At 38.6% G+C, this 21774-nt stretch carries 19 protein-coding genes; 5 read left to right on the top strand and 14 right to left on the bottom strand.

Annotated elements, in window-relative coordinates; translation table 11 throughout:
- Window positions 1-26: 26 nt before the first annotated feature.
- The 8 genes from IAE20_RS05950 to IAE20_RS05915 form a co-directional block, all read right to left on the bottom strand.
- Window positions 27-1190: an acyl-CoA dehydrogenase family protein gene (locus tag IAE20_RS05950; RefSeq protein WP_200481797.1), complete on the bottom strand. Its 1164-nt coding sequence runs from the start codon at window positions 1188-1190 to the stop codon at window positions 27-29.
- A gap of 617 nt (window positions 1191-1807) precedes the next feature.
- The gene (locus IAE20_RS05945; RefSeq protein WP_200481798.1) at window positions 1808-2506 is read right to left on the bottom strand and encodes a membrane integrity-associated transporter subunit PqiC; all 699 of its coding nucleotides are present in this window, start codon (window positions 2504-2506) and stop codon (window positions 1808-1810) included.
- Complete coding sequence (locus IAE20_RS05940) at window positions 2496-4148, bottom strand: intermembrane transport protein PqiB (protein WP_200481825.1); 1653 nt, start codon at window positions 4146-4148, stop codon at window positions 2496-2498. Before IAE20_RS05940 ends, IAE20_RS05945 begins: the two co-directional genes overlap by 11 nt.
- A gap of 14 nt (window positions 4149-4162) precedes the next feature.
- Complete coding sequence (locus tag IAE20_RS05935; RefSeq protein ID WP_200481799.1) at window positions 4163-4969, bottom strand: paraquat-inducible protein A; 807 nt, start codon at window positions 4967-4969, stop codon at window positions 4163-4165.
- A complete protein-coding gene (locus tag IAE20_RS05930) occupies window positions 4966-5646 on the bottom strand; it encodes a paraquat-inducible protein A (protein ID WP_200481800.1) in 681 nt (226 codons plus the stop codon). The genes IAE20_RS05935 and IAE20_RS05930 overlap by 4 nt, the downstream gene beginning before the upstream one ends.
- Before the next feature lie 228 nt (window positions 5647-5874).
- Window positions 5875-6549 carry a class I SAM-dependent methyltransferase gene (locus IAE20_RS05925; RefSeq protein WP_200481801.1) on the bottom strand — a complete coding sequence of 225 codons (675 nt, stop codon included), beginning with the start codon at window positions 6547-6549 and terminating at the stop codon, window positions 5875-5877.
- Between the two features lie 23 nt (window positions 6550-6572).
- Entirely contained in the window at window positions 6573-7355 is a 783-nt protein-coding gene (locus IAE20_RS05920; protein WP_200481802.1) for a Rossmann-like and DUF2520 domain-containing protein, read from the bottom strand.
- A 95-nt stretch (window positions 7356-7450) separates the two neighbouring features.
- Window positions 7451-8470, bottom strand: a complete 1020-nt coding sequence (locus IAE20_RS05915; RefSeq protein ID WP_200459909.1) for a DUF1311 domain-containing protein — start codon at window positions 8468-8470, stop codon at window positions 7451-7453.
- Between the two features lie 229 nt (window positions 8471-8699).
- Here IAE20_RS05915 and IAE20_RS05910 point away from each other — a divergent pair, with 229 nt between their 5' ends.
- Window positions 8700-9134, top strand: coding sequence for a hypothetical protein (locus IAE20_RS05910; RefSeq protein WP_227610871.1), 435 nt, complete (start codon window positions 8700-8702; stop codon window positions 9132-9134).
- A 608-nt stretch (window positions 9135-9742) separates the two neighbouring features.
- On the opposite strand, the gene IAE20_RS05905 is transcribed toward IAE20_RS05910, so the two are convergent.
- Window positions 9743-10978 carry a dihydroorotase gene (locus IAE20_RS05905; protein ID WP_200459908.1) on the bottom strand — a complete coding sequence of 412 codons (1236 nt, stop codon included), beginning with the start codon at window positions 10976-10978 and terminating at the stop codon, window positions 9743-9745.
- Window positions 10979-10990: 12 nt separating this feature from the next.
- Window positions 10991-12007 carry an aspartate carbamoyltransferase catalytic subunit gene (locus IAE20_RS05900; RefSeq protein WP_200459907.1) on the bottom strand — a complete coding sequence of 339 codons (1017 nt, stop codon included), beginning with the start codon at window positions 12005-12007 and terminating at the stop codon, window positions 10991-10993.
- Between the two features lie 143 nt (window positions 12008-12150).
- On the opposite strand from IAE20_RS05900, the gene rlmKL reads away from it, so the two are divergent.
- The gene (gene rlmKL / locus IAE20_RS05895; protein ID WP_200481803.1) at window positions 12151-14352 is read left to right on the top strand and encodes a bifunctional 23S rRNA (guanine(2069)-N(7))-methyltransferase RlmK/23S rRNA (guanine(2445)-N(2))-methyltransferase RlmL; all 2202 of its coding nucleotides are present in this window, start codon (window positions 12151-12153) and stop codon (window positions 14350-14352) included.
- A gap of 59 nt (window positions 14353-14411) precedes the next feature.
- Here the strand turns inward: rlmKL and IAE20_RS05890 are convergent, their stop codons facing one another.
- Entirely contained in the window at window positions 14412-14855 is a 444-nt protein-coding gene (locus IAE20_RS05890; RefSeq protein WP_200481826.1) for a hypothetical protein, read from the bottom strand.
- A gap of 186 nt (window positions 14856-15041) precedes the next feature.
- Window positions 15042-17621: an ATP-dependent chaperone ClpB gene (gene clpB, locus IAE20_RS05885; protein WP_200459905.1), complete on the bottom strand. Its 2580-nt coding sequence runs from the start codon at window positions 17619-17621 to the stop codon at window positions 15042-15044.
- Between the two features lie 309 nt (window positions 17622-17930).
- Between clpB and IAE20_RS05880 the strand changes: the two genes are divergently transcribed.
- Complete coding sequence (locus IAE20_RS05880) at window positions 17931-18734, top strand: peptidoglycan DD-metalloendopeptidase family protein (protein ID WP_200459904.1); 804 nt, start codon at window positions 17931-17933, stop codon at window positions 18732-18734.
- Here IAE20_RS05880 and IAE20_RS05875 read toward each other — a convergent pair.
- Both IAE20_RS05875 and IAE20_RS05870 read right to left on the bottom strand, forming a co-directional pair.
- Window positions 18720-19163, bottom strand: coding sequence for a GNAT family N-acetyltransferase (locus IAE20_RS05875; RefSeq protein ID WP_200481804.1), 444 nt, complete (start codon window positions 19161-19163; stop codon window positions 18720-18722). The two genes, IAE20_RS05880 and IAE20_RS05875, sit on opposite strands and share 15 nt — an antisense overlap.
- A gap of 85 nt (window positions 19164-19248) precedes the next feature.
- Window positions 19249-19671 carry an OsmC family protein gene (locus tag IAE20_RS05870; protein WP_200459902.1) on the bottom strand — a complete coding sequence of 141 codons (423 nt, stop codon included), beginning with the start codon at window positions 19669-19671 and terminating at the stop codon, window positions 19249-19251.
- A 149-nt stretch (window positions 19672-19820) separates the two neighbouring features.
- Here IAE20_RS05870 and crp point away from each other — a divergent pair, with 149 nt between their 5' ends.
- Window positions 19821-20528, top strand: coding sequence for a cAMP-activated global transcriptional regulator CRP (gene crp / locus IAE20_RS05865; protein ID WP_200459901.1), 708 nt, complete (start codon window positions 19821-19823; stop codon window positions 20526-20528).
- A 148-nt stretch (window positions 20529-20676) separates the two neighbouring features.
- Window positions 20677-21723 carry an NADP(H)-dependent aldo-keto reductase gene (locus IAE20_RS05860; RefSeq protein WP_200481805.1) on the top strand — a complete coding sequence of 349 codons (1047 nt, stop codon included), beginning with the start codon at window positions 20677-20679 and terminating at the stop codon, window positions 21721-21723.
- Window positions 21724-21774 lie beyond the last annotated feature (51 nt).

Here is a 21774-nt window from a genome sequence, read left to right as displayed (position 1 = left end):
CACTTTTAATGAGCTAGCAAATAAGTTTAATACCCCAATTGCTTACTAACTAGGTCCTTCATAATCTCTTCTGCACCCCCACCAATCATATTCACCTTCACTTCACGATAAATACGTTCGGATTTAGTACCACGCATAAAGCCCATACCCCCAAGCGTCTGCACCGCAGCATCTGCACAGAATTGCATGGTTTGAGTAGCAACATTCTTAAGCATACAAATCTGGGCAATTAATTCACTGCCCTGCAATTCTGGCTTACCCAAGCGATAAGCAGTATCTTCCAATAAAGCACGGGTTGCTGTCAGACGAGTTGCCATATCCACCAACTTATGACGCATGACTTGATGATCAACCAAACGCTTGCCAAAGGTTTGACGCTGCCGAGCCCAATCCAGCGCCTCTTCATAGCAAGTCAAAGCAAAGCCATAACTACTTGCTGCAAGGAAAAAACGCTCCATATTAAAGTTATTCATAATCACCAGAAAGCCCATATTTTCAGGGCCTAATAAATGGCTGGCTGGCACTTTGACGTTGTCAAAATGCAAATGTGCCGTATCTGAAGCCCACCAACCCATTTTATCCAGTTTAATTTTACTAATTCCGTCACTGTGTGCGTCAATTAAAAGCATTGAAATACCATTTGCGCCTTTCGCATTCGGATCGGTACGAACCGCAACTGAATAATAATCAGCCCGCATTCCTGAAGTGATAAACGTCTTTTCACCACTTACCAGAAAATACTCTCCCTCGCGCACAGCTTTTGTTTTAAGAGCGGCCACATCCGAGCCACCACCGGGTTCAGTAATGGCTAATGCAGAGATCTTTTCACCTGATAAAATTTGCGGGAGGACTTGAGCTTTGACTTCTTCGTTTGCAAAATGCTGGATCGGTGGCGCGCCAATCGTATGTGAAAGTAAGGACGCAGCTAAACCACCCGAGGCACATTTTGCCAGCTCAATCGAAGCTAACAACGTATAAAATGCATCTGTTCCTGCGATTCCACCATATTGTTCTTCAAAACCGAGCCCCAATAAACCAATATCAGCTGCTTTTTTATAAAGTTCTCGCGGAAAGGTTTCGCTCTCATCCCATTCATTAATAAAGGGTGAAATCTCTTTTTCCACAAAGCGTCTAATACTCTTGGCAAATTCAAGATGCTGCTCATTATAGTACACAGGATTAAGATGCATATTCTGCTTCCTAGCAATTATGGGTCATTGTTTTTCAAATATTGAATGAACACTAAAGTAGCAAAACCATAAAAACCAAGCAAGCGCTTGGCAAAATTAAAATTTAGATAAATGCTTAAAATGATCTTAGAACAAACGACTGTATGTTTAAGCGACCATAAAATTCAGGCCTAACCGAATATGATTGAATACCAGTCTTCTCGTGCATGTTTTATGGTATTTTCATTCAGTGATATGTTTTTAAATCAAAATATTCAATGGACTGTAGTTATTGAGATTGCTCTTTAGTCAGTAGTTTGCCAGCTCTGACTCCATCATTGATCAGTCGATAAAGCATTCTCATGAATAAGAATATTGAATTGATTAAATTAATTACTAAAAGCCAATTAAAGATTATTTATTCTTTTAAATTAAATGGTTATATAAGAATGCTGCAATTAATTTATCTTACACATACATGATATTTTTCTGCATTGACAAGTTCTCTGATATTGCATTTTTTACTTTATCTTCATTATTTAGTTTGATCTGATGGCGATAATAAGTCTTGAGGGAAAACTATTCAGAAAATTAAGCCATCAGATATTAAATATTCCGTTATCTTATGTGAATTAAAATTAGGAACACGTGACTCCATTCACATTCACCATTTTGTTCGCATTTAACATGACAACAGAGCTAGCAATATTGTCAATGATTCGGTTTAGTGATTGTGTAGATGCGACCACAATATTGTGGATATTCCTACTTTCACCCTGAATAGGCACGGTAAAACTGGTTCTACAACTCAGTGAACGATTTGCTAGATTTCTTTGAGCTAAAGCGGCTGAGTTCTGCACAGCGGAAATATCAGGTTTTACAATCCATGTCACCATGACATTTATATAATGATCATTAGAATCTGTAAAAGCCGAACGGTTTAAACCGTCAATGACATCAAAATTTGAAAAATCCGTCGCAATACGATATGACACCTGCCCTGCCGTCATTCCACTATTATAACGATCAACAGCACCCAATTTTTGTTGCAATCCAGCCGATAAACCATCGCGTAATTGTGTACTTAAAGTCGATGTCCAGCGATCATTGTCCAGCACTTTTGACTTACCCTGATTATCCTGTAGAACAATGGATGCTCGATCTAGACGATCTGGCAATCCTACAGGCAATACTTCGATAACATTTACACCCGAGTTCTGTATCGGGGTCACTTTGGCTTGCAAAGTATAATAGTTAGGCGTTGGTGAACTAGAGCAAGCACTGACAAATATCACTGTTGCTACCAGTCCTAGTCTAAAATAATTTTTATTTTTCATTTCGATCAACCTCAGGGGTTTTACCTCGAATCAAGGATTCTGGATGCTGTTCAATATAGTCTGACATTAATTGTAAGGATGCTGCTGCACGAGTCATTTGCTGTAAGGCACGGCGCACATCACGTTGCAACGGCGCATCACTGGATAAAATGGATTCGGTAGACCGTAAAGTACCACGTACATCATTTAAGGTAGACTGTAATTCTGGCGCAACTTTACCATCGAGCTGTTGAACCAACTGATTAGTTGAATCAATGGCAGTATTCATATTACCCAATGTTTTACGCATATCTTGCCCAATTTCAACCAACGGGAATTTTGTCAATTTATCCGCGATCTGGGAAACCTGAGCCTGCAATCCTTTTAACTCAGATGGCATTGTTGGCACTTCAAAAGTACCGCTCTGTAATACTTTTATAAACGCGGGCTTGGCTTTAGGGAAAAGATCAAAAGCAATATAATTTTGGCCTGTCAGTAAATTACCTGTTCGCATTTGTGCTCGCCAACCATTTTGGACAAAGCGTTTAAAAATCTCGCCATTCGGATCCATATCCTGACCATGTGCTAAACGCGATGGATAAATAGTACCTTCTGCTCGCATACGAACACGACTGTAATTACGATCAAACTCAGCATTGATTGATTTGATATTTCCTACTTCAATACCCATAAAATCAATCGGAGCACCTGCGGTCAATCCTCGTAATGATTGGTCAAAATACATCTCTACGCTAATTGGTTTGCCGTCAGGATCTTTTAAAGCCTCAGCTTTTGAATCCCATAAATTAAAATGACTTAAATTCTGGGCAATTTGTGCATTTGAATTTTCAGGATATCCAAAGGCAATACCACCCGCCACAATACTGGCTAATGATTGCGTATCTAGATTAAATCCAGAAGCATTTAAGGTTACATCTACGCCACTGGCTTGCCAAAAACGAGCATCCTGAGTCACAAACTTGTCATAAGGTGAACGGATGAACGTCTGGAGTTCCACATATTTACCATCATTAGCCAAGTTATAAGCGGTAATCTGACCCACATTAATTCGCCGATAATAAATTGGAGAACCAATATCCAGTGAACCTAAATCTTTAGCCTTTAAGAAAAATCTTTTTCCTGGCACATCTGAGGTCACTACCGGAGGAACTTCCAGTCCATTAAAGTCTTCTTTTTTCTCATCTGATTTGCCGCCATCAACCTCGATATAAGACCCTGAAAACAGCGTATCAATTCCAGAAACTCCACTGGTGCCCACTCGTGGACGAACCACCCAGAAACGTGAATCTTTTGCAGCAAAATTACTTGCATCCTTACGTAACTCAATTTTAGCAATCACATGGGAGCGATCATCTGAAAGTACTATTTCACGGACCAAACCAATATCAACCTGTCGATATTTTACAGTCGTTTTTCCAGCAACTAATCCTTCAGCCGTTCGGAATGACACATGAATAGTAGGTCCGATCGCCAAAATAGATTTTATGGCTAAAGAAAGTGCAATTAATAATGCAATAAAAGGAATCAACCAAATCAGTGCAGGTCTCCACTTACCCTTTTTTTTCTCGGGGGGTGGCAAAGTTTCAACTGCCTGATTCAGATCATGATCTGGATTGCTATTCGTTGTATTATTTTCCGTCATCATTCATGTTCTTTTTAACGAGGCTGAAAAAAATCATTCTTCGATGGTAAATGATTTATCTGATTAATCATGGTCTTTTTCGTAGAATTAGGTTGCTTTTGTAATCTATTTTGAGACGCATAATAATTATCCCAAATGATACGTGGGTCAAAACTTAATGAGGCAAACATAGTCAGCACGACAACTGCCCCAAAGGCAACAGCACCCGGCCCTGCCAAAATAGTTGCTAATGATTGAATCTGTATAAGTGCCGTCAATAACGCTACGACAAAAACATCAATCATGGACCAGCGTCCAACAAACTCAACAATACGATATAACACGCTGCAATGTGAAGGTAACATATTCCATTGTGCTGAGGATTGCATTCGCACCATAAACACTAAAAAGTATAAAATCAGCAATTTTACCATCGGGATAAATATACTGGCAGTAAAAATCACCGCTGCAACAAAGTAATCACCACTTTGCCAAAAATAGATTACACCGCTCATAATCGTATCTTGCTGATGCCCTAATAATGAATCTGTAATCGTCATCGGCAGTAGATTTGCGGGTATATACAAAATAGTCGCAGCAATGACCAATGCCAAGGTTCGACTTTGGCTATGGTCTTTGCGTACATGCAAAGCTGTTCGACATCTACTACAATATTGATGCTGATCCATTTGATTTGTTTGTGTATTAAGCAAACCGCAACAATGGCAAGTAACGAATGCAAGATCGATGGCTCGTGGAATAACGGGTTTAGTACGAGCATCATCATCGGCAATATACTCTTGGTTATATAATTGCTTTCCAATTTGTTTGATCTTTTTCATGACAAGCACCGATCAACTTCATCCCAAATATCTTTAACTTTGACTGAAGCGATATACACCAGTAACAGGCTTAATATCGCAAATGCCCATAAAGCGATACCCGGAATTACTACCACCATTCCCATCAATTTAACCAATGTCACCAAAACACCAATTAAAAAAACTTCAACCATCCCCCATGTTCTGAATACATAGATCGTTCTTAAAGCAGGCGTTAAATACTTTGGCAGTGTTTTAAAAATACTGACCGATCCAAAGATATAAGTTAATAGTAATAAATCTGTAAGTGGAACAATAAATGTGGTGACTAAGATAAGAACCCCAACAAACCCTCGATCAATATGAAACATAGTCAAAGCTGCACCTAGCAGTGTTGTCTGGGATATATTGCCATTGAGCTCTACACTAACGATTGGAAAACTATTGGCCACAATAAAAATAATTAATGCAGTAATGACCAACGCCAGCAATGTATTGAAAGGTTTAACCTGCCGATAAAGCTCAGCACCACAAAAATGACAGTACGCACGCTCACCCCGTTCAAGCTTTACTTTTCGATAAAGCGCATCGCATTCTTCACAGCAGCATAATGTTGTCCGTGACAAATAACTGACTGTACTTCGCAAATTTTGATCAGAATCTGCTAAAGGTGAATGCGTTGCATTAGGTTCGCTCATAAAATAGTCATGCTCTTTTATTGTTTCTTTATTCATTAATTCCAAAAAACTTATCTGATTCTGTAAAATGATCGAGATTTTCAGTATCTTTAATGCCAGTTAGCCTTTGTCAAATAGGAATGAAGGTATTGTCTTCTCATTTTTAAATGGTCGGGATGACTATAATTTTATATCTCAACAAAAATAGGCAAGCAACCATTGAACTGTTTCAGTGAAATCTAAATTTTGTTATTTTACGAAAGCCAAAAAACCCTGATAACTTAAAATTTGAGTAAAACGCCTGACTGGACTAAAACCCGCCTTTTCAAGCAAATCAAAAGTTTGATTATCGGATAAAGCATAAAAATCATCTGAAAGTCTTTTCAACATTGCACTTGTTTGCACTTCTGTTAATCCATTACTTTCACAAATATTTTTTAATGCACCTTGTTCTTGTTCAGTTTGCATGGCAGTTAAGTCAAAAGTTAAGAATAGACCACCGGCTTTAATTCGCTTTCGTATGGCATCTAAAAATACCAACTTCGTGCTAAACGGGACAAAATGCGTAACTAATATAGAAAGCGCAGCATCAAAATGATTCATATCATCTAATGTAGGTACATCACCTAATATAAAACACACCCGATGTTGCGCATTGACATCTTCAACACTTGCCTTTGCTTTATCCAACATAGTGGCAGATAAGTCTGTTGCAGTAAAACTCCATTCTGGAAAAGCTTGCAGTAAATAACGAAGCTCATAGCCTGTTCCACAACCCACGACTAAGATATTGGCACGTTTAGGTAAATATGTTGTCAGCAATGCCCGTATTTGCTGATGAACTACTTCATAACCTGGAATCAATTTACGAATATGTTGATCATAACCATCAACCACCTGCTGTGACGTAAAATCTTTTGCCATATTATTTTAACCCTCTTATTTGTTTAGGATTCAAGATGATGTCGATGAATAATCGCCTGACTCAGAATTTGATAAATTTCTTTGAGATCTGATCGATCAGCTTTTTGCAACAAATTTTGATGCATTTTTAGAATATTATAATCTTGTCGAGCAGCTGGCCCCGTTTGTACCTGCATCGGATCATATTGAGTTGCTTTTTTTGCCGTTTCCAGCATCAAAGGATAAAGCAATGAAAAATCAACATGTTGCTGATCTACAATTTGTTTTGCCATATCATAACAATAATTACTAAAATTACAGGCAAAAACAGCAGCCAAATGCAAACTTAAACGTTGAGCAGATGAATAAGAATACACACGTTTACTTAGGCTATTGGCCAGATTATTTAAAATTCGACCACTTTTTTCTTGAATCGCCTCAATAAATAAAGGGGTTTCGGTCCAATTAATTTCACTTTCAAAACTAAAAGTCTGAAGTGGATAAAACACACCGGCATTCGGATAGAAATCAGATAAAACCTTAAGATCGGTGCTCCCCGACGTATGGATAATCAAAACATGCTCTAAAAGTGTATGAATAGATTGAACTACTTGCGAAATAGCCTGATCGCTTACGGCAAGAACCAATAAATCTATATTGGGATTGATTCGGTCATACTCACTAATCGCTTGGGCACCCACCTGACTAGCAAGTTTTTCTGCATGTCCCAAATGACGACTCAAAATCTGTACAATTTGATGCTGTTGAGCAAATGCGTGGGCTAAATGTGTTGCAACTTTTCCAGAACCTATAAAACTGATCCGCATACCCCAATCCATCTACACAAATAGGCTTAAGCATGCCAATAAAGAAAGGACGAATCAATCGCCCTCTGCAAATATCAGATTTTTATCAAACAATTTTAATTAAATAGATTATTTAAATATATCACTCGTTCAATTGTCCGCTGATTAAAGCATTTTGTATATTGCACTTCGATATTTTGATCATTTAATACCTCATCCCAATAGTCAGATTGTTTTTGATAAGTTTCTCTTTCATTTTCAGGAATTTCATAGACAGGCTTTTGTGCAATGACTTTACAGTCTATATCTCTTTTTTCAAACCAATCCGCTTGATCCTGTTTAAATCGTTCACGCTGTTCTTCTGTAAAGTTATCCCATGTCTGATTCAGCCGTTCAACCTGTTTCTGTTTTTCGGCTTCCAGTTCTTTTTTACGAATATCCATTGCCTGTTTTGCCAGATTATATTGTGCAGCGTATTTCTGGTCATTATCCTGCATTATGGAATGATATTCTTTATTTTTTTTGACATAACTTTCAAAAAGAACCGCGTGCTTTGTAATAAAAGCAACGTCTTCTAATATTTCTTTTTGGTTCTGTACACTTAGACTCAAACCCTCTTTATCTGTCTTGGTGATGCTATATAAAAAGTTACCCCGTAACTCATCATCTGTTACCGTCAAACCTGATTCATTATCATCTAGATAATCTTTTACCGTTGGATATCCTTCTACTTCAACATTTTCAATATAAGCCTGATAAGCATTTTCTGCACGTTGTATTAAACCTTTTGGAAAAGATACCACCATTTGACTTTCACAATTAAGCTCTTTTGCAGTCTTGATATCTTCAGTCAATGTACGAATAGTTTTAATTTCAAATCGCAAACCTTTATTAATTTTTTCCAACAGATTTTGGTCAGCTTCATCATATCTAGAAGATTGACGCAGATTTTTTTCAATGACTTTTATATATTCAGCTTTTAAATTAATCTGAATTTTATTGAGATTATCAGGATCAGTACAACTGAAATTTGAAATATTATGAGCTTTGTTTTCAGTTTTTTTATTTTTAAAGTAGTCACAACCAACAAATAAAGTTGTAGTTAACAATACGGTACAAATAGGGGGAAATTTCATGCTTTTAGACAATCGCTTTTGATTATTTATATCAGCTACATCTTAATAATCCCATATTTATTAATCAAGAATTTTAATTATTTTGTTTTAAATACAAACTTACTTGTCATTTAATGACAAGAATTAAAATCATTATATTTTTATGTACAAAACACCTTCTACACAAATAAAATTTTAAATAATTTTTTATATTATATTTCGTACAATAGTCTTAATGAGTGTTAGGTGCATGACCAATAAGACTGATAATATGAGACGTATCATTAGCCAATCTACATTTGCAAGAGGAGAAGTTTACAAAAGTGGAATAAAGGAATATGTAAAAAAGATGAGTGAACTTGGAAAAATGGGTAAACATATAAAAGGTGGAGGATATTTATTCCTTGCTTTGGATGTTTACAATGCAGAAGAGGCTATTGCTCATGCAAAAAAAGAAGAAAAAGCAAGAACAACTGTTGTTGAAAGTTCAAAGATTGTTGGTGGTTTAATTGGCGGTAGTGTAAGAGCATTTATTGTATTTACAGTAGCCACTGGGGGGACATCACTAATTTTACTCGGTCTTGCTGCTGGGGCTTCGGCTTTATTAGGATGGGGATTTAGTAAAGGAGCAAGAATAATAGCAGATAAAGGTTATCTTTTTTTGAGAGTTAATAAAATGTCATGAATAAATTTTTATTATTTATAAAAACTATGCCATTTGTATTTTTGACTATAGTTTTCTCTTTTTTATATTTATTTTCTTTCGCAGTTCAATACATTGATATAAACAAAAATCTAAAAGAAATTTGCAAAATTATGTTTAAATATGACGACCTTTACAAACCGCCTTTAAATTATTTTGATTTTTATTTTCTAAGTACCCTTTCCTTAGTTTTTTTGCGTGAAACACTCAATATAAAAAAATAACAAAATTTAAAAACTTTACGGAAAGGAGTTTTATTATAAAATTGAAAAACATCAGTTAAATAAGCTACTTCACCAAAATCCATACTTTTTTTACATTCAATATTTTGTATTCTTCTTTGGCATCCTTAGTATAATTTTTATGGATACTGCATGTTTTTTAATTAAATTTTCATAAAATATTTTATTTATATGTCTTTCTGTCTTATTGAAAGGACATCATACTACTCTAAAAAATAAGACTCCAGACTAACACATCAAATTACATCTTTAGTTCTTGAGCTATCTCATTAAAATATATATTACAATTCATAATGAATTTTTTTATGTATTTAAAATAAATCCCCCCAACTCAGTGGGGGAGATTTTTTAACTTAGAAAAGTTTGAATGACTTTTCCAGTCAAATTCTGGTTTAAAAGTGGCGTATTTTTACCACTGGAAAGAATACTTTTCTTTTCCACTGTCCATGCTAGATCAGGATCCACTAGCACCCAACCTTTCTCTGCCTGCCAGCGTTCCAGCATGTTTGCCACTTGTGCAGGAGCTAAAGTGACTTTTTCAACCCATTCAAGTGGTTCAAATAAACCTTCTTTAACCAGTTGTACTCCTAATGCAACATAAGTATCAAAAGCACTGATCCCCGGCAGGGTTTCTGCAAATGGCATCATTTTCGCTGAACTACTCAACGGCTCATGGTGAGTGCAAATTGCATCAATCACGCCTGACTTAAGAGCCTGACGTAATTGCTCTTTATCTTGCTCGGAACGCAAGGGCGGACGGACATGGGCAAGTGAATTAAAGCCATCAATCAACGATTCTGTTAAATGTAACTGATGCATCGCAACGTCAGCCGTGACTGGCAAACCTTTGGCTTTAGCCGCTTCAATCAATTCAATTGATTTTCCAGAAGACAACAATCCAAAATGTGCCCGCACTCCCGTAGCTTCAATCATAATTAAATATTTGGCAATCGCAATGGTTTCTGCAATCGCAGGAATCATAGGCAAACCCTGACGTGAAGCGATAAACCCTTCATGTACACAGCCATCTTTAGCAATTTGCGGCTCTTCTGGATAAAATACCACGGTTAAACCCAAACCTGCTGCATATTCTAGTGTGCGAATGACCACATCATCGTCTTCAAAGGCTGCATTGGCATTAGAAACCGCAGTACATCCCCCCTTTTTCAACGCTGCCATATTGGCAGGTTGCTTACCCCATAACCCTTGAGTCTGTGCGCCAATAATATGCAAATGAAACTTTCCATCGGTCCATGCTTTTTCAATTAAGCCATGAATCAAAGCTCCGTTATCCTGCACAATTGGTTTGGAATCAGGTGGAGTGATCACATGTAAAATGCCATTTTCACGTGCAGCCAGACCTTCGGACTTTAATGTACCATGCTGTTGTTGTCCCGGCTCTCTTACACGCGCGCACAAATCTACCATGGTTGGCATCAACCATTTACCTTGTGCATCGATACTCTGATCAATTTGATCAAGTGATTTGACCATTTTTCCATTTTGTAAAAAAACAGTGGTTACGCGGTCAATTTTCTCAACAGGATCAAGTAAACGGACATTTTCAAGTTTTACATTGCTCATGATTTCGATCTCTTATCCCGCAATTGCTTCGATTAAACCTTGTTCCTGTAACTGGCCTTGCATCGTCAATGCCAAGACTGCCATACGCACAGCAATGCCATTGGTCACCTGATGTAAAATCACAGAACGAGGACCATCGGCAATGCTGGAATCAATCTCAACACCTCGATTCATCGGGCCTGGATGCATCACAATACAGTCGGGCTTGGCTAAAGCTAAACGTTCCTGATTTAATCCGTACATACGATAAAATTCAGATTGAGACGATAAAGCAGGTGAATCAATCCGTTCATTTTGAATCCGAAGTGCAATAATCACATCACAATCCTGAACTCCTTCATCCATTTTATTAAACAAACGGACATGATCGCCAAATTCACTAAAACCGACAGGTAATAATGTATTGGGTGCAATGACACGAATATCTTTGCAGCCCAGCGTTTGCAAAGCTGCAATATCAGAACGTGCAACACGTGAATGTTTAATATCCCCAATAATGGCCACACTGAGTTCTTCAAATGGTTTGTGAGTATCGCGACGAATAGTGAGCATATCCAGCATAGCCTGAGTGGGGTGCGCATGGCGACCATCTCCTGCATTGATAATCGCTAGATTTGGGCAAACATCTTTAGCAATGAAATGTGCTGCGCCTGAAGAAGAATGGCGTACCACAAAAATATCCGCTGCCATTGCCTCAAGGTTCCAGAGAGTATCCCGTAAGGTTTCTCCTTTAGAGGTACTCGAACGCGCAATATCGATATTTAATACATTGGCCGACAGACGTTTCGCTGCAGCTTCAAAGGTAGTGCGAGTACGAGTAGAATTTTCAAAAAATAAATTCATCACGGTACGCCCTTCAAGTAATGGCGTTGTGATCAACTGATTTTGATCATTGATAAAAGATTGTGCGGTATCGAGAATTTTTATGAGCGTTTCTTTAGAAAGACCTTCGATGGTCAGGAAGTGTTTTAAATTGCCCTGCTGATTGAGCTGAATCTGACTCGGTGTATGCAATGCCGCCAAGTGCATGAGAGATTCCTTAGACGTTAAGTTAACGCATTATACAGATATTTTTCTCAATCGGGCAGTTGAAGTTTTAGGCAAATGAACAAGTTTTCCCCTTCAAAATACGTTAAAATAGTCGATTGCTTTAGCTGCTCTTGGAAAATTGAATGAATTCACCGCAACGTCTTTCTACATATTGGGTTACCTGTGCAGATGGACTAGAAACCTTACTGCAACAAGAATTACAAGGTTTAGGTATTGAGCAGACAGAACGTTTTGCGGGTCGTCTTATTTTTCAAGGTACTTTAGAGCAAGCTTATCGGATTTGTATGTGGTCGCGTTTGGCATCCCGTGTGTTAAAGCCGATTCATACCTATGAACTAGAGCGTAGTCACGATGCTCGGGATGTGGCTGAAGAACTATATGAGGGCGCTTTAAGCTTTGACTGGTCACTTATTTTTGCTCCACAAAGCACTTTTGCCATTCGTTTACATGTTGAACGTGATATCAAGGTTAATACTCAATTTGCTACCCTTAGAGCCAAAGATGGCGTAGTAGATTCTTTTATGGAAGCTGTTGGTCGTCGCCCGAGTATTGATACTAAACAACCCGAAATTACTTTATTTGTATTGGCAGGCAAAACTGAACATACATTTTGTCTAGATTTATCAGGCGATTCGCTACATAAACGTGGTTATCGTCGTTATATGACTGAAGCACCGATTAAGGAAAATCTGGCAGCTGCAATTTTACAAAAAGCGAAATTGTCAGTATTGCAACCTGATTTAATTCTTGATCCGATGTGTGGTTCAGGTACTTTTATTATAGAAGCTTTAATGATTTTGACGGATCGCGCTCCAGGTCTTGTTCGTCGGTTTGGATTTAATGGTTGGCATGGCCATGACCATGAATTATGGCTTGAGCTTAAAGCAGAAGCAGCGCAACGTCATGAAGCAGCTTTGGAAAAGCCACTCCCAAAATTTTATGCATTCGATGCTGACTGGGAAGCTGTGAAAGCCACTCGTCAAAATATTATCGCAGCAGGTTTTGAAAAACTACTCGACCAGATTCAGATCGAGGAACGCCCACTTGCAGATTGGCCATCTTTTGAAAATACTTATAAAAATGCACTTGTAGTGACTAATCCACCTTATGGTGAACGTCTAGGCGATAAAGCCTCAAATCGTGCTTTATATTTAGGTTTGTCTGCCCTGTTGCAACAACATTTTCCAAATCAACACGCTGCTGTGATTGCCGCACAAATTGAACAGGCAGATGTGTTGGCATTCAGTGAACCTGAAACCTTACGTTTGATGAATGGTAAATTGCCGATTTACATCCGTTTTGGTCAAGTAAAACCCATTACGAATCATCAACCTTTCTTGACCCATTGGCATGCTGATCCTGTTGAAATTGAAGGCGCACAAGATTTTGCCAATCGCCTACAAAAGAATATGCTGGCGTTAAAGAAATGGGCAATTAAAGATCAAGTTTTCTGTCTACGCCTTTATGACGCAGACTTACCGGATTTTAATGTCGCAGTGGATTTGTATGGTGATAAATTGCATGTGCAAGAATATGCACCACCGAAAAAAATTGATCCAGAAAAAGCCAAAAAACGTTTTAATCTGGCTTTAGCTGCCATTCGTGCAGTGACGGGGTTACCTCGTGAAGCAGTTTTTATTAAGACTCGTGCAAGACAAGAAGGTAAAAGTCAGTACACCAAACAAAGTACGGTATCAAAACGTTTTATCGTTCAGGAAGGTCAAGCTAAAATTTTAGTGAATTTGACTGACTATCTGGATACAGGTCTGTTTTTAGATCATCGTCAAATGCGTTTGCGTATTGCTAATGAAGCACGTGGCAAGCATTTCCTTAATCTATTCAGCTATACCTCCACGGCAAGCGTACATGCCGCACTTGGCGGTGCCGCCAGCACGACCAGCGTAGATTTATCCAATACTTATTTGAACTGGTCAAAAGAGAACTTTGTTTTAAATGGTCTTACTGTTGACCATGCAGATGAACAACATATGTTTTTTGCCAGTGACTGCTTTGAATGGCTGAAAGAAGGTCATGAACAATATGATCTGATTTTTATTGATCCTCCAACCTTCTCCAACTCAAAAAAGTTCTATGGTACTTTTGACATTCAACGCGACCATGTTTCTTTATTAAAACGGGCTATGAATCGTTTAAGCGCGGGTGGAACGTTATACTTTTCCAATAACTATCGCGGTTTCGAGCTAGACGAAGAAATCGACGCTTTATTTGATGCACAAGAAATCACCCAAGACACTATTGGACCCGATTTTAAGCGGAATCAAAAAATTCATCGCGCATGGAAAATTCGACATCTACAGAACTAAGATTATGCCTTGAAAAAGAGTAATCGATTAAATAAAGCCTATTGAAATTTCAATAGGCTTTATTTATTAATGGTAATCGTGACATCACCCTTCGCATTTCCCAATTGAGGACCACTAAAATTCAGTTTATCCAGACGAATTTTTTCCTCGTAAGGTGGTAGCTCCTGAATTTGTTGTTGCAAATACACACTGACTTTTGTAGGTTCGGTGATTTTCTTTTGCTCTTCATGTTCTGACAAAACGCTCGCATCCAAATTATCTTGCGTGAGCTGTTTGATATGTTTCTTCGCAATCGTTTGATTGAGATCTTTCTGCTCTGGAACTGGTTTTTTTACATCCTGTTCAACAGCTTTCACCACGGGTGGCGTCACACGCTCCAGTAAATCACTTTCATTTCTCAATCCCCCTTCATTTAATGGAGTGGCAGAAATGGTGTAGCCTGAACACCCCAAACTTCCTAACAAAACAAACATTGTAGAAAGTGTAGATCCTTTACATTCCATCACGTGATTCTTCCTTTATTCAATCAGTTCTTCTTATTTGATTTGACGCTAACAAGATTTAGCTTAATCTGCAATGATTAGAAATAACTTCCCGATAATCTGTCGATTAGATTCAGCATATTTAGCGATAAAAAAAGAGGACGTTGTTAAAACGTCCTCTTTATGGGATCAATATTCAAGCGAATATTAACTGAGTTTTAATTTATCAAAAACCAAATGACCATGGTCGCCCTTGATAATAATGTTGTCTCCCGATTGAAAGTCACCTGCCAGAATTTTTTGAGCAAGTGTATTTTCCACCTGTTGCTGAATCGCACGTTTTAGCGGACGCGCACCATAAACAGGATCAAATCCGGCATCAATCAAGATATCAAAGGCACTATCATCAATGGTCAAGCCAATTTCACGATCTGCCAAACGTGAACGTAAACGATCAAGTTGAATATCGGCAATGCCACGAATCTGTGATTTCTGCAATGAATGGAATACCACCAGTTCATCAATACGGTTAATAAACTCAGGACGGAAGTGTTGACTTACAGCAGCCATTACTATGGCACGAACTTCATCATCTGTCGCACCTTCACCCAATTCACGCACATCTTGCGAACCAAGATTAGATGTCATCACAATCACGGTGTTTTTAAAATCAACTACGCGACCTTGTGAATCCGTTAAACGTCCATCATCCAAGACCTGTAGCAAGATATTAAACACATCTGGATGTGCTTTTTCCACTTCATCAAATAGCACTACACTATACGGCTTACGACGCACAGCTTCTGTAAGCACACCCCCTTCTTCGTAACCAACATAACCTGGAGGTGCACCAACCAAACGGCTGACTGAATGTTTCTCCATAAATTCACTCATATCGATACGAATCATGGCATCGTCACTATCAAACAGGAAATTCGCCAAAGCTTTGGTTAACTCTGTTTTACCTACCCCCGTTGGCCCAAGGAATAGAAATGATCCACTTGGACGGTTTGGATCGGACAAACCAGCACGCGAACGGCGAACGGCATTAGACACTGCAACCACAGCTTCGTTTTGACCAACCACACGGTTATGTAGAAATTCTTCCATATTTAGAAGTTTTTCACGTTCGCCTTGCAGCATTTTCGCCACAGGAATACCAGTTGCCGCACTTACCACTTCTGCAATTTCATTTTCAGTAACTTTGGTACGAATCAGTTTCGGCTCTTCATTTTCTTCGGCAACCTCAGCTTGCTCAAGACGTTTTTGCAATTCTGGGATTACACCGTATTGTAATCGCGCAGCTTCTGCCAAATCGCCTTCACGCTGTGCCTTATCAAAAGCTATACGAGCTTGGTCAAGTTCGATTTGAGCTTTTTTATCACCTTCAACCAATGTTTTTTCGGCTTTCCAGATCTCTTCCATATCATTGTATTCTTTCTCAATGATTGAAATCTGCTCTTCAAGGTGATTAATTTCAGCTTTACTTCCAGCATCTTCGTCACGTTTTACTGCTTCAAGCTGCATTTTGAGTTGAATGATCCGACGTTCCAGACGATCCAAAGCTTCTGGTTTAGAATCAATCTCCATTTTGATACGTGATGCTGCTTCATCAATCAAGTCAATGGCTTTATCAGGCAATTGGCGATCTGTGATATAACGATGCGACATTTTTGCCGCCGCAATAATAGCGGAGTCGAGGATTTGTACTCCATGATGCGCGGCATATTTCTCTTTTAATCCACGTAAAATCGCAATGGTATCTTCAACACTAGGTTCGTCCACCTGAACTTTCTGGAAACGACGCTCAAGTGCAGCATCTTTTTCAATATACTGGCGATATTCATCGAGTGTGGTTGCCCCTACACAACGTAACTCACCACGTGCCAACGCAGGCTTCAACATATTTCCGGCATCCATTGCACCATCTGTTTTACCCGCGCCAACTAAGGTATGTAATTCATCAATAAATAAAATGACGTTACCATCTTGTTTGGCCAAATCATTCAATACCGCTTTTAGGCGTTCTTCAAATTCACCACGATATTTCGCGCCAGCCAGTAATGAACCTAAATCTAGCGACAATACACGTTTATTTTTTAGACTTTCTGGTACTTCACCATTGACGATACGTTGCGCCAGACCCTCTACAATTGCGGTTTTACCTACACCAGGTTCACCAATCAAAACAGGATTGTTTTTAGTACGACGTGAAAGCACCTGAATCGTCCGGCGAATTTCATCATCGCGTCCAATGACAGGATCAAGTTTTCCTGCCAACGCGCGTTCGGTTAAATCGATGGTATATTTATTTAATGAGTCACGTTGATCTTCGTGATTATTACTCATGACTTTATCGTCCCCTCGAATAGATTCAATAACTTTACGCAGTGCCTCTGTCGTTACGCCTACGCTATTTAATAAACTTTTGGTACTTCCAGTTTCAGTTAATGCCAGAAGCACCCAATCTGTTGATAGAAACTCATCACCCGCTTTTTGAGCATGACGATCCGCCAGATTCAAAACTTTAACCGCCTCGGGGTTCAGATTGACATCACCTGTGGGATTGGAAATGGTAGGTGCATCTTTAATCGCCTGCTCTAGCTTTTGTTTAAGTTCGGGTAATCTTGCACCTGATTGCTGCAACAGACTTAAATTTGATGGTTCTTCCAGTAAAACTGAAAGGATATGAATACCATCAATAGCGGTATGGTCTTTGCCAGTCGCCAATGATTGAGCATCTGACAAAGCTTGTTGCAATCGATTCGTAAATTTTTCGAAACGCATTATTGTTATTCCTCATCATCAATTTGTTACTTGCTTAATACATGGGAACGCTTTTATAAATTTCAAATATTTTTATAAGTTTTTACCATATTTTTCATAGCGTTATAATAAGATTTATGCAAATAAAACTTAGTTCTAATATGGGTGCATTTCAAATCATTTTCAAGTGAGTCTGTATGCAGTTTTGTTAATAAGCGTGCATTAAGTAATGGGCACTCTATTCAAATTAAAATACATAAATCAAAACAACAGATTTTCGATGTCACATCTGATAAAAATGGTTCTAAATCTTCTTGATTACTGATTTCCATGTTTAAAAAGTATACTTTTTCTATTTTGTCCTTATTTTTATTAGCATCTCCTGTTTTGTATGCGCAATTACCTCAAGACTCACGACGTCCAGGTGGTATCGCTGTTATTGCCCTCAGTCCAGATATTGAATATGTTCGTTTTAATCAGGAAAAAGTTCTCATTACTCAGGAAAACTCTCAACGTTATGCGATTTTAGGTATTCCTTTAAATACACCAATAGGTTTGCTAAAACTAGACACCAATAAGCAACCCATTCAAATAGAAATTCAACCTTATGCATATGCAGAGCAGCGTATTACTGTCAAAAATCAGGATTATGTAAATCCTTCAGAAGCTCAACTCACACGTTATGCGAGTGAAGCCAAAGCACAAAATGATATCTATAATTCATTTACAGCGAGTACATGGCAGTCTCTGCCTCACTTCATACGTCCTACTTCAGGCCAATTTAGTAATTCTTTTGGCCGTAAACGTTTTTTTAATGGTGAAGAACGTGCGCCGCATTCGGGTCTAGATATTCCCGCACCTATTGGGCAAAAAGTTATCGCACCTGCTGATGGCATAGTGGTGCAAATGGGTGATTATTTTTTTAATGGGAAAACGGTACTGATTGATCATGGGCAAGGTTTAATCAGCATGTTTTGTCATTTAAGTAAGATTGAAGTAAAACAAGGCCAGAAAATTCACCAAGGAGAGGTTCTAGGATTAGTTGGAAAAACTGGACGAGTGACGGGCCCCCATTTACATTGGGGAATGAGCTTGAATAATGCCCGCGTAGATCCACAGTTATTTCTTCACTGAGGTATCAAGAAATTTACGAAAATATTTTGGCGCATCTTCATATCCCTGAGCAAGGTAAAACTGATGCGCCAGCTTTCGATGATCACTTGAATGTAATTCCATCCGATCACAGCCACGCTGTCGTGCAATCTCTTCCGCATAGGCTAATAATGCCTGACCAACTTTTTGTCCTCTAAACTTTTTCTCCACACACAAATAGGCGACTCGAGCGAAATCACCCGCTACCGCAATTTGCGGAATCATGCTTAAAGACAAAAAACCTGCAACTTCAGCACCCATCTGAGCCACAAAAATATATTGATGAGGATCTTCTGCAAATGTTTTGATTTTGCTCATAATGAATTCAACAGATTGAACATAACCCAATTGATCCAATAACACCTGTAATATCTGAGCATCTTTGAGCTCTGCTTCACGTATTTTTAACATCCTTACCCTCCTATTTAAATTTTCAAACCTGTAAAAGTTGAAGGCTGACGTTTCGTCAGCCTTCAACTTTTACAGGTCATCAAAATTATTCAGCTTCGATAATTTCAAAATCATGCGTAATGTTGACACCACCATCCGACAGCATTTTACTGGCAGAACAATATTTTTCTGCTGAAAGCTCAACCGCCTTTGCCACCTGTTTTTCTTTTACTGCTTTTCCAGTCACTACAAAATGCAAATGGATGTGGGTAAAGACTGCTGGAATCGTATCTGCACGATCTGCTTTTAGCTCACATACGACATTGGTCACATCTTGACGAGCTTTCTTTAAAATAGTCACAATATCGAACGAAGCACACCCACCAAGTCCCATTAAAATCAGTTCCATCGGACGTGGACCACGGTTTTCACCCCCATACTCGGCAGAACCATCCATCACCACTTGATGACCACTTTCAGATTTCGCTTCAAAAGCAACATTCTCTAGCCAATGAACACTTGTTTGCATTGCAACTACCCAAAAAAAATTATAAATTTACATAGTTCTTGTACACTAGCATAAAATGAGTTGATAAGGAATTTCATCTCTTGTGTGTGAATACGCTCATTTAGGTCTTGTGCGATCTTTTTTATATATCCTAATCGGAAAACTTAAGCATGACGTCAAACTTTTCACAACTCAGCACCGATGCTTTGTCTCCAGGTCAACTACCAGAGTCAGTCAAGGCGCTTTTAAAACGTGCTCATATTAATCGCTATCCAAAACGCACGACGATTGTTGACGCAGGTACTGAATCAAAATCACTATATTTGATTTTGAAAGGCTCCGTTTCAATTATTTTACGTGAAGATGATGAACGTGAAATCGTGGTTGCTTACTTAAATCCTGGGGACTTTTTTGGGGAAATGGGTCTCTTTGAAGCAAATCCACAACGTACAGCAGAAGTACGTACGCGTGATGTCTGTGAAATTGCTGAAATTTCATATGACAATTTCCATGAACTTAGCAAGCAATATCCAGATTTAAGCTATGCGGTATTTGCCCAACTGGTACGACGCCTAAAAAATACTACCCGTAAAGTGACAGATCTTGCTTTTATAGATGTGTCAGGTCGTATTGCACGGTGTCTAATTGATTTATCTGCTCAACCAGAAGCCATGATTTTGCCGAATGGTCGTCAGATCCGCATTACCCGTCAGGAAATTGGACGTATCGTAGGCTGTTCACGTGAAATGGTGGGCCGTGTTCTTAAAACCCTAGAAGAGCAAGGCATGATCGAAACTGATGGTAAAGCCATTCTTATTTTTGACGCATCGTTGGAAGAGAAATCTCTCAATGATACTGATTTCGATGATGAAGAATAAGATTTCGTTTTATTCTATAAGGAAAGCAAACTTTAAAGTTTGCTTTTTTTTATGAAAAATATTTAAGATACAAAAACATACATACCATTTATGCTAAATAACTTAAGTTCAGAAATGACACTTTTCAATCAAAATCAAGGATCAGGTTATGCAATATCATGCATTGGGTGATTCAGGCATTCAAGTTCCTGAAATTTGTTTAGGCACCATGACATTTGGAGAACAAAACTCCCAGCGAGAAGCATTTGAACAACTCAACTATGCTCTTGAAAATGGCTTACATTTTTGGGATACAGCGGAAATGTATTCTGTTCCGCCAAAACCTGAAACCTACGGCGCAACCGAAACTATTTTGGGCAACTGGTTTGCACAACATGGGCAGCGTGACAAAGTGTTTCTCGCTTCCAAAATCGCTGGACCAGGTTTTGGTGGCAGCCATATTCGCGAGGGTCAGACCCAATTTGGCAAACACATCGAACAAGCATTGGATAGCTCTTTAAAGCGATTACAGACCGATTATATTGATCTCTATCAATTGCACTGGCCAGAACGCCATACTAACTTCTTTGGGGGTTTAGGATTCAGCAATGCTGAAGCTGCCACTCACTATGAAGTTGAAGCCATGCAAAATACATTATTAGCGTTGCAAAAAGAAATTGATCGTGGACGTATTCACCATATTGGTTTATCGAATGAAACGCCATGGGGAACCATGAAGTTTTTGCAACTCGCTCAGAAACTAGGTGTTGCTAAATTTGTAAGTGTGCAAAACCCTTATAGTCTACTCAATCGTACCTATGAAATTGGCATGTCCGAAATTGCCAAATACGAAGGCATTGGTTTGTTGGCTTATTCACCGCTCGCTTTTGGTTATTTGACAGGTAAATTTCGTCATGGCGCACGACCTGCCAATGCACGAGTGACATTATTTTCACGATTTACCCGCTATAGCAATCCGCAAAGTGAATGGGCAACCGAGCAATATGCACAACTTGCTGAACAACATGGTTTAACGCTCACTCAAATGGCTTTGGCCTTTATCAAGCAACAATTTTTTGTAACCAGTACGATTATTGGTGCTACCAGTTTGGATCAGTTAAAAGAAGACATTCAGGCCTTTGATATCACTCTTAATGATGCTGTACTTCAAGGCATTGAAAAAATTCATAACCAGCAGCCCAACCCTGCTCCTTAAAGAAATAAAAAACAGGATGCCAATGGGCATCCTGTTTGATCTCATTCAATT

It is taken from the genome of Acinetobacter sp. S54 (assembly GCF_016624945.1).
In the GTDB taxonomy this organism is placed as follows: domain Bacteria; phylum Pseudomonadota; class Gammaproteobacteria; order Pseudomonadales; family Moraxellaceae; genus Acinetobacter.
This window is presented reverse-complemented; position numbering and strand designations above follow the sequence as displayed.

Excerpts from the sequence above, each read along its gene's own strand:
- IAE20_RS05860 (WP_200481805.1), top strand. The coding sequence starts at position 20,677 with ATGCAATATCATGCATTGGGTGATTCAGGCATTCAAGTTCCTGAAATT.
- IAE20_RS05945 (WP_200481798.1), bottom strand. The coding sequence starts at position 2,506 with ATGAAAAATAAAAATTATTTTAGACTAGGACTGGTAGCAACAGTGATA.
- IAE20_RS05915 (WP_200459909.1), bottom strand. The coding sequence starts at position 8,470 with ATGAAATTTCCCCCTATTTGTACCGTATTGTTAACTACAACTTTATTT.
- IAE20_RS05870 (WP_200459902.1), bottom strand. The coding sequence starts at position 19,671 with ATGCAAACAAGTGTTCATTGGCTAGAGAATGTTGCTTTTGAAGCGAAA.
- IAE20_RS05925 (WP_200481801.1), bottom strand. The coding sequence starts at position 6,549 with ATGGCAAAAGATTTTACGTCACAGCAGGTGGTTGATGGTTATGATCAA.
- IAE20_RS05910 (WP_227610871.1), top strand. The coding sequence starts at position 8,700 with ATGACCAATAAGACTGATAATATGAGACGTATCATTAGCCAATCTACA.
- IAE20_RS05950 (WP_200481797.1), bottom strand. The coding sequence starts at position 1,190 with ATGCATCTTAATCCTGTGTACTATAATGAGCAGCATCTTGAATTTGCC.
- IAE20_RS05880 (WP_200459904.1), top strand. The coding sequence starts at position 17,931 with ATGTTTAAAAAGTATACTTTTTCTATTTTGTCCTTATTTTTATTAGCA.
- IAE20_RS05890 (WP_200481826.1), bottom strand. The coding sequence starts at position 14,855 with ATGGAATGTAAAGGATCTACACTTTCTACAATGTTTGTTTTGTTAGGA.
- IAE20_RS05920 (WP_200481802.1), bottom strand. The coding sequence starts at position 7,355 with ATGCGGATCAGTTTTATAGGTTCTGGAAAAGTTGCAACACATTTAGCC.
- IAE20_RS05900 (WP_200459907.1), bottom strand. The coding sequence starts at position 12,007 with ATGCACTTGGCGGCATTGCATACACCGAGTCAGATTCAGCTCAATCAG.
- IAE20_RS05875 (WP_200481804.1), bottom strand. The coding sequence starts at position 19,163 with ATGTTAAAAATACGTGAAGCAGAGCTCAAAGATGCTCAGATATTACAG.
- IAE20_RS05940 (WP_200481825.1), bottom strand. The coding sequence starts at position 4,148 with ATGACGGAAAATAATACAACGAATAGCAATCCAGATCATGATCTGAAT.
- crp (WP_200459901.1), top strand. The coding sequence starts at position 19,821 with ATGACGTCAAACTTTTCACAACTCAGCACCGATGCTTTGTCTCCAGGT.
- clpB (WP_200459905.1), bottom strand. The coding sequence starts at position 17,621 with ATGCGTTTCGAAAAATTTACGAATCGATTGCAACAAGCTTTGTCAGAT.
- IAE20_RS05930 (WP_200481800.1), bottom strand. The coding sequence starts at position 5,646 with ATGAGCGAACCTAATGCAACGCATTCACCTTTAGCAGATTCTGATCAA.
- IAE20_RS05905 (WP_200459908.1), bottom strand. The coding sequence starts at position 10,978 with ATGAGCAATGTAAAACTTGAAAATGTCCGTTTACTTGATCCTGTTGAG.
- IAE20_RS05935 (WP_200481799.1), bottom strand. The coding sequence starts at position 4,969 with ATGAAAAAGATCAAACAAATTGGAAAGCAATTATATAACCAAGAGTAT.
- rlmKL (WP_200481803.1), top strand. The coding sequence starts at position 12,151 with ATGAATTCACCGCAACGTCTTTCTACATATTGGGTTACCTGTGCAGAT.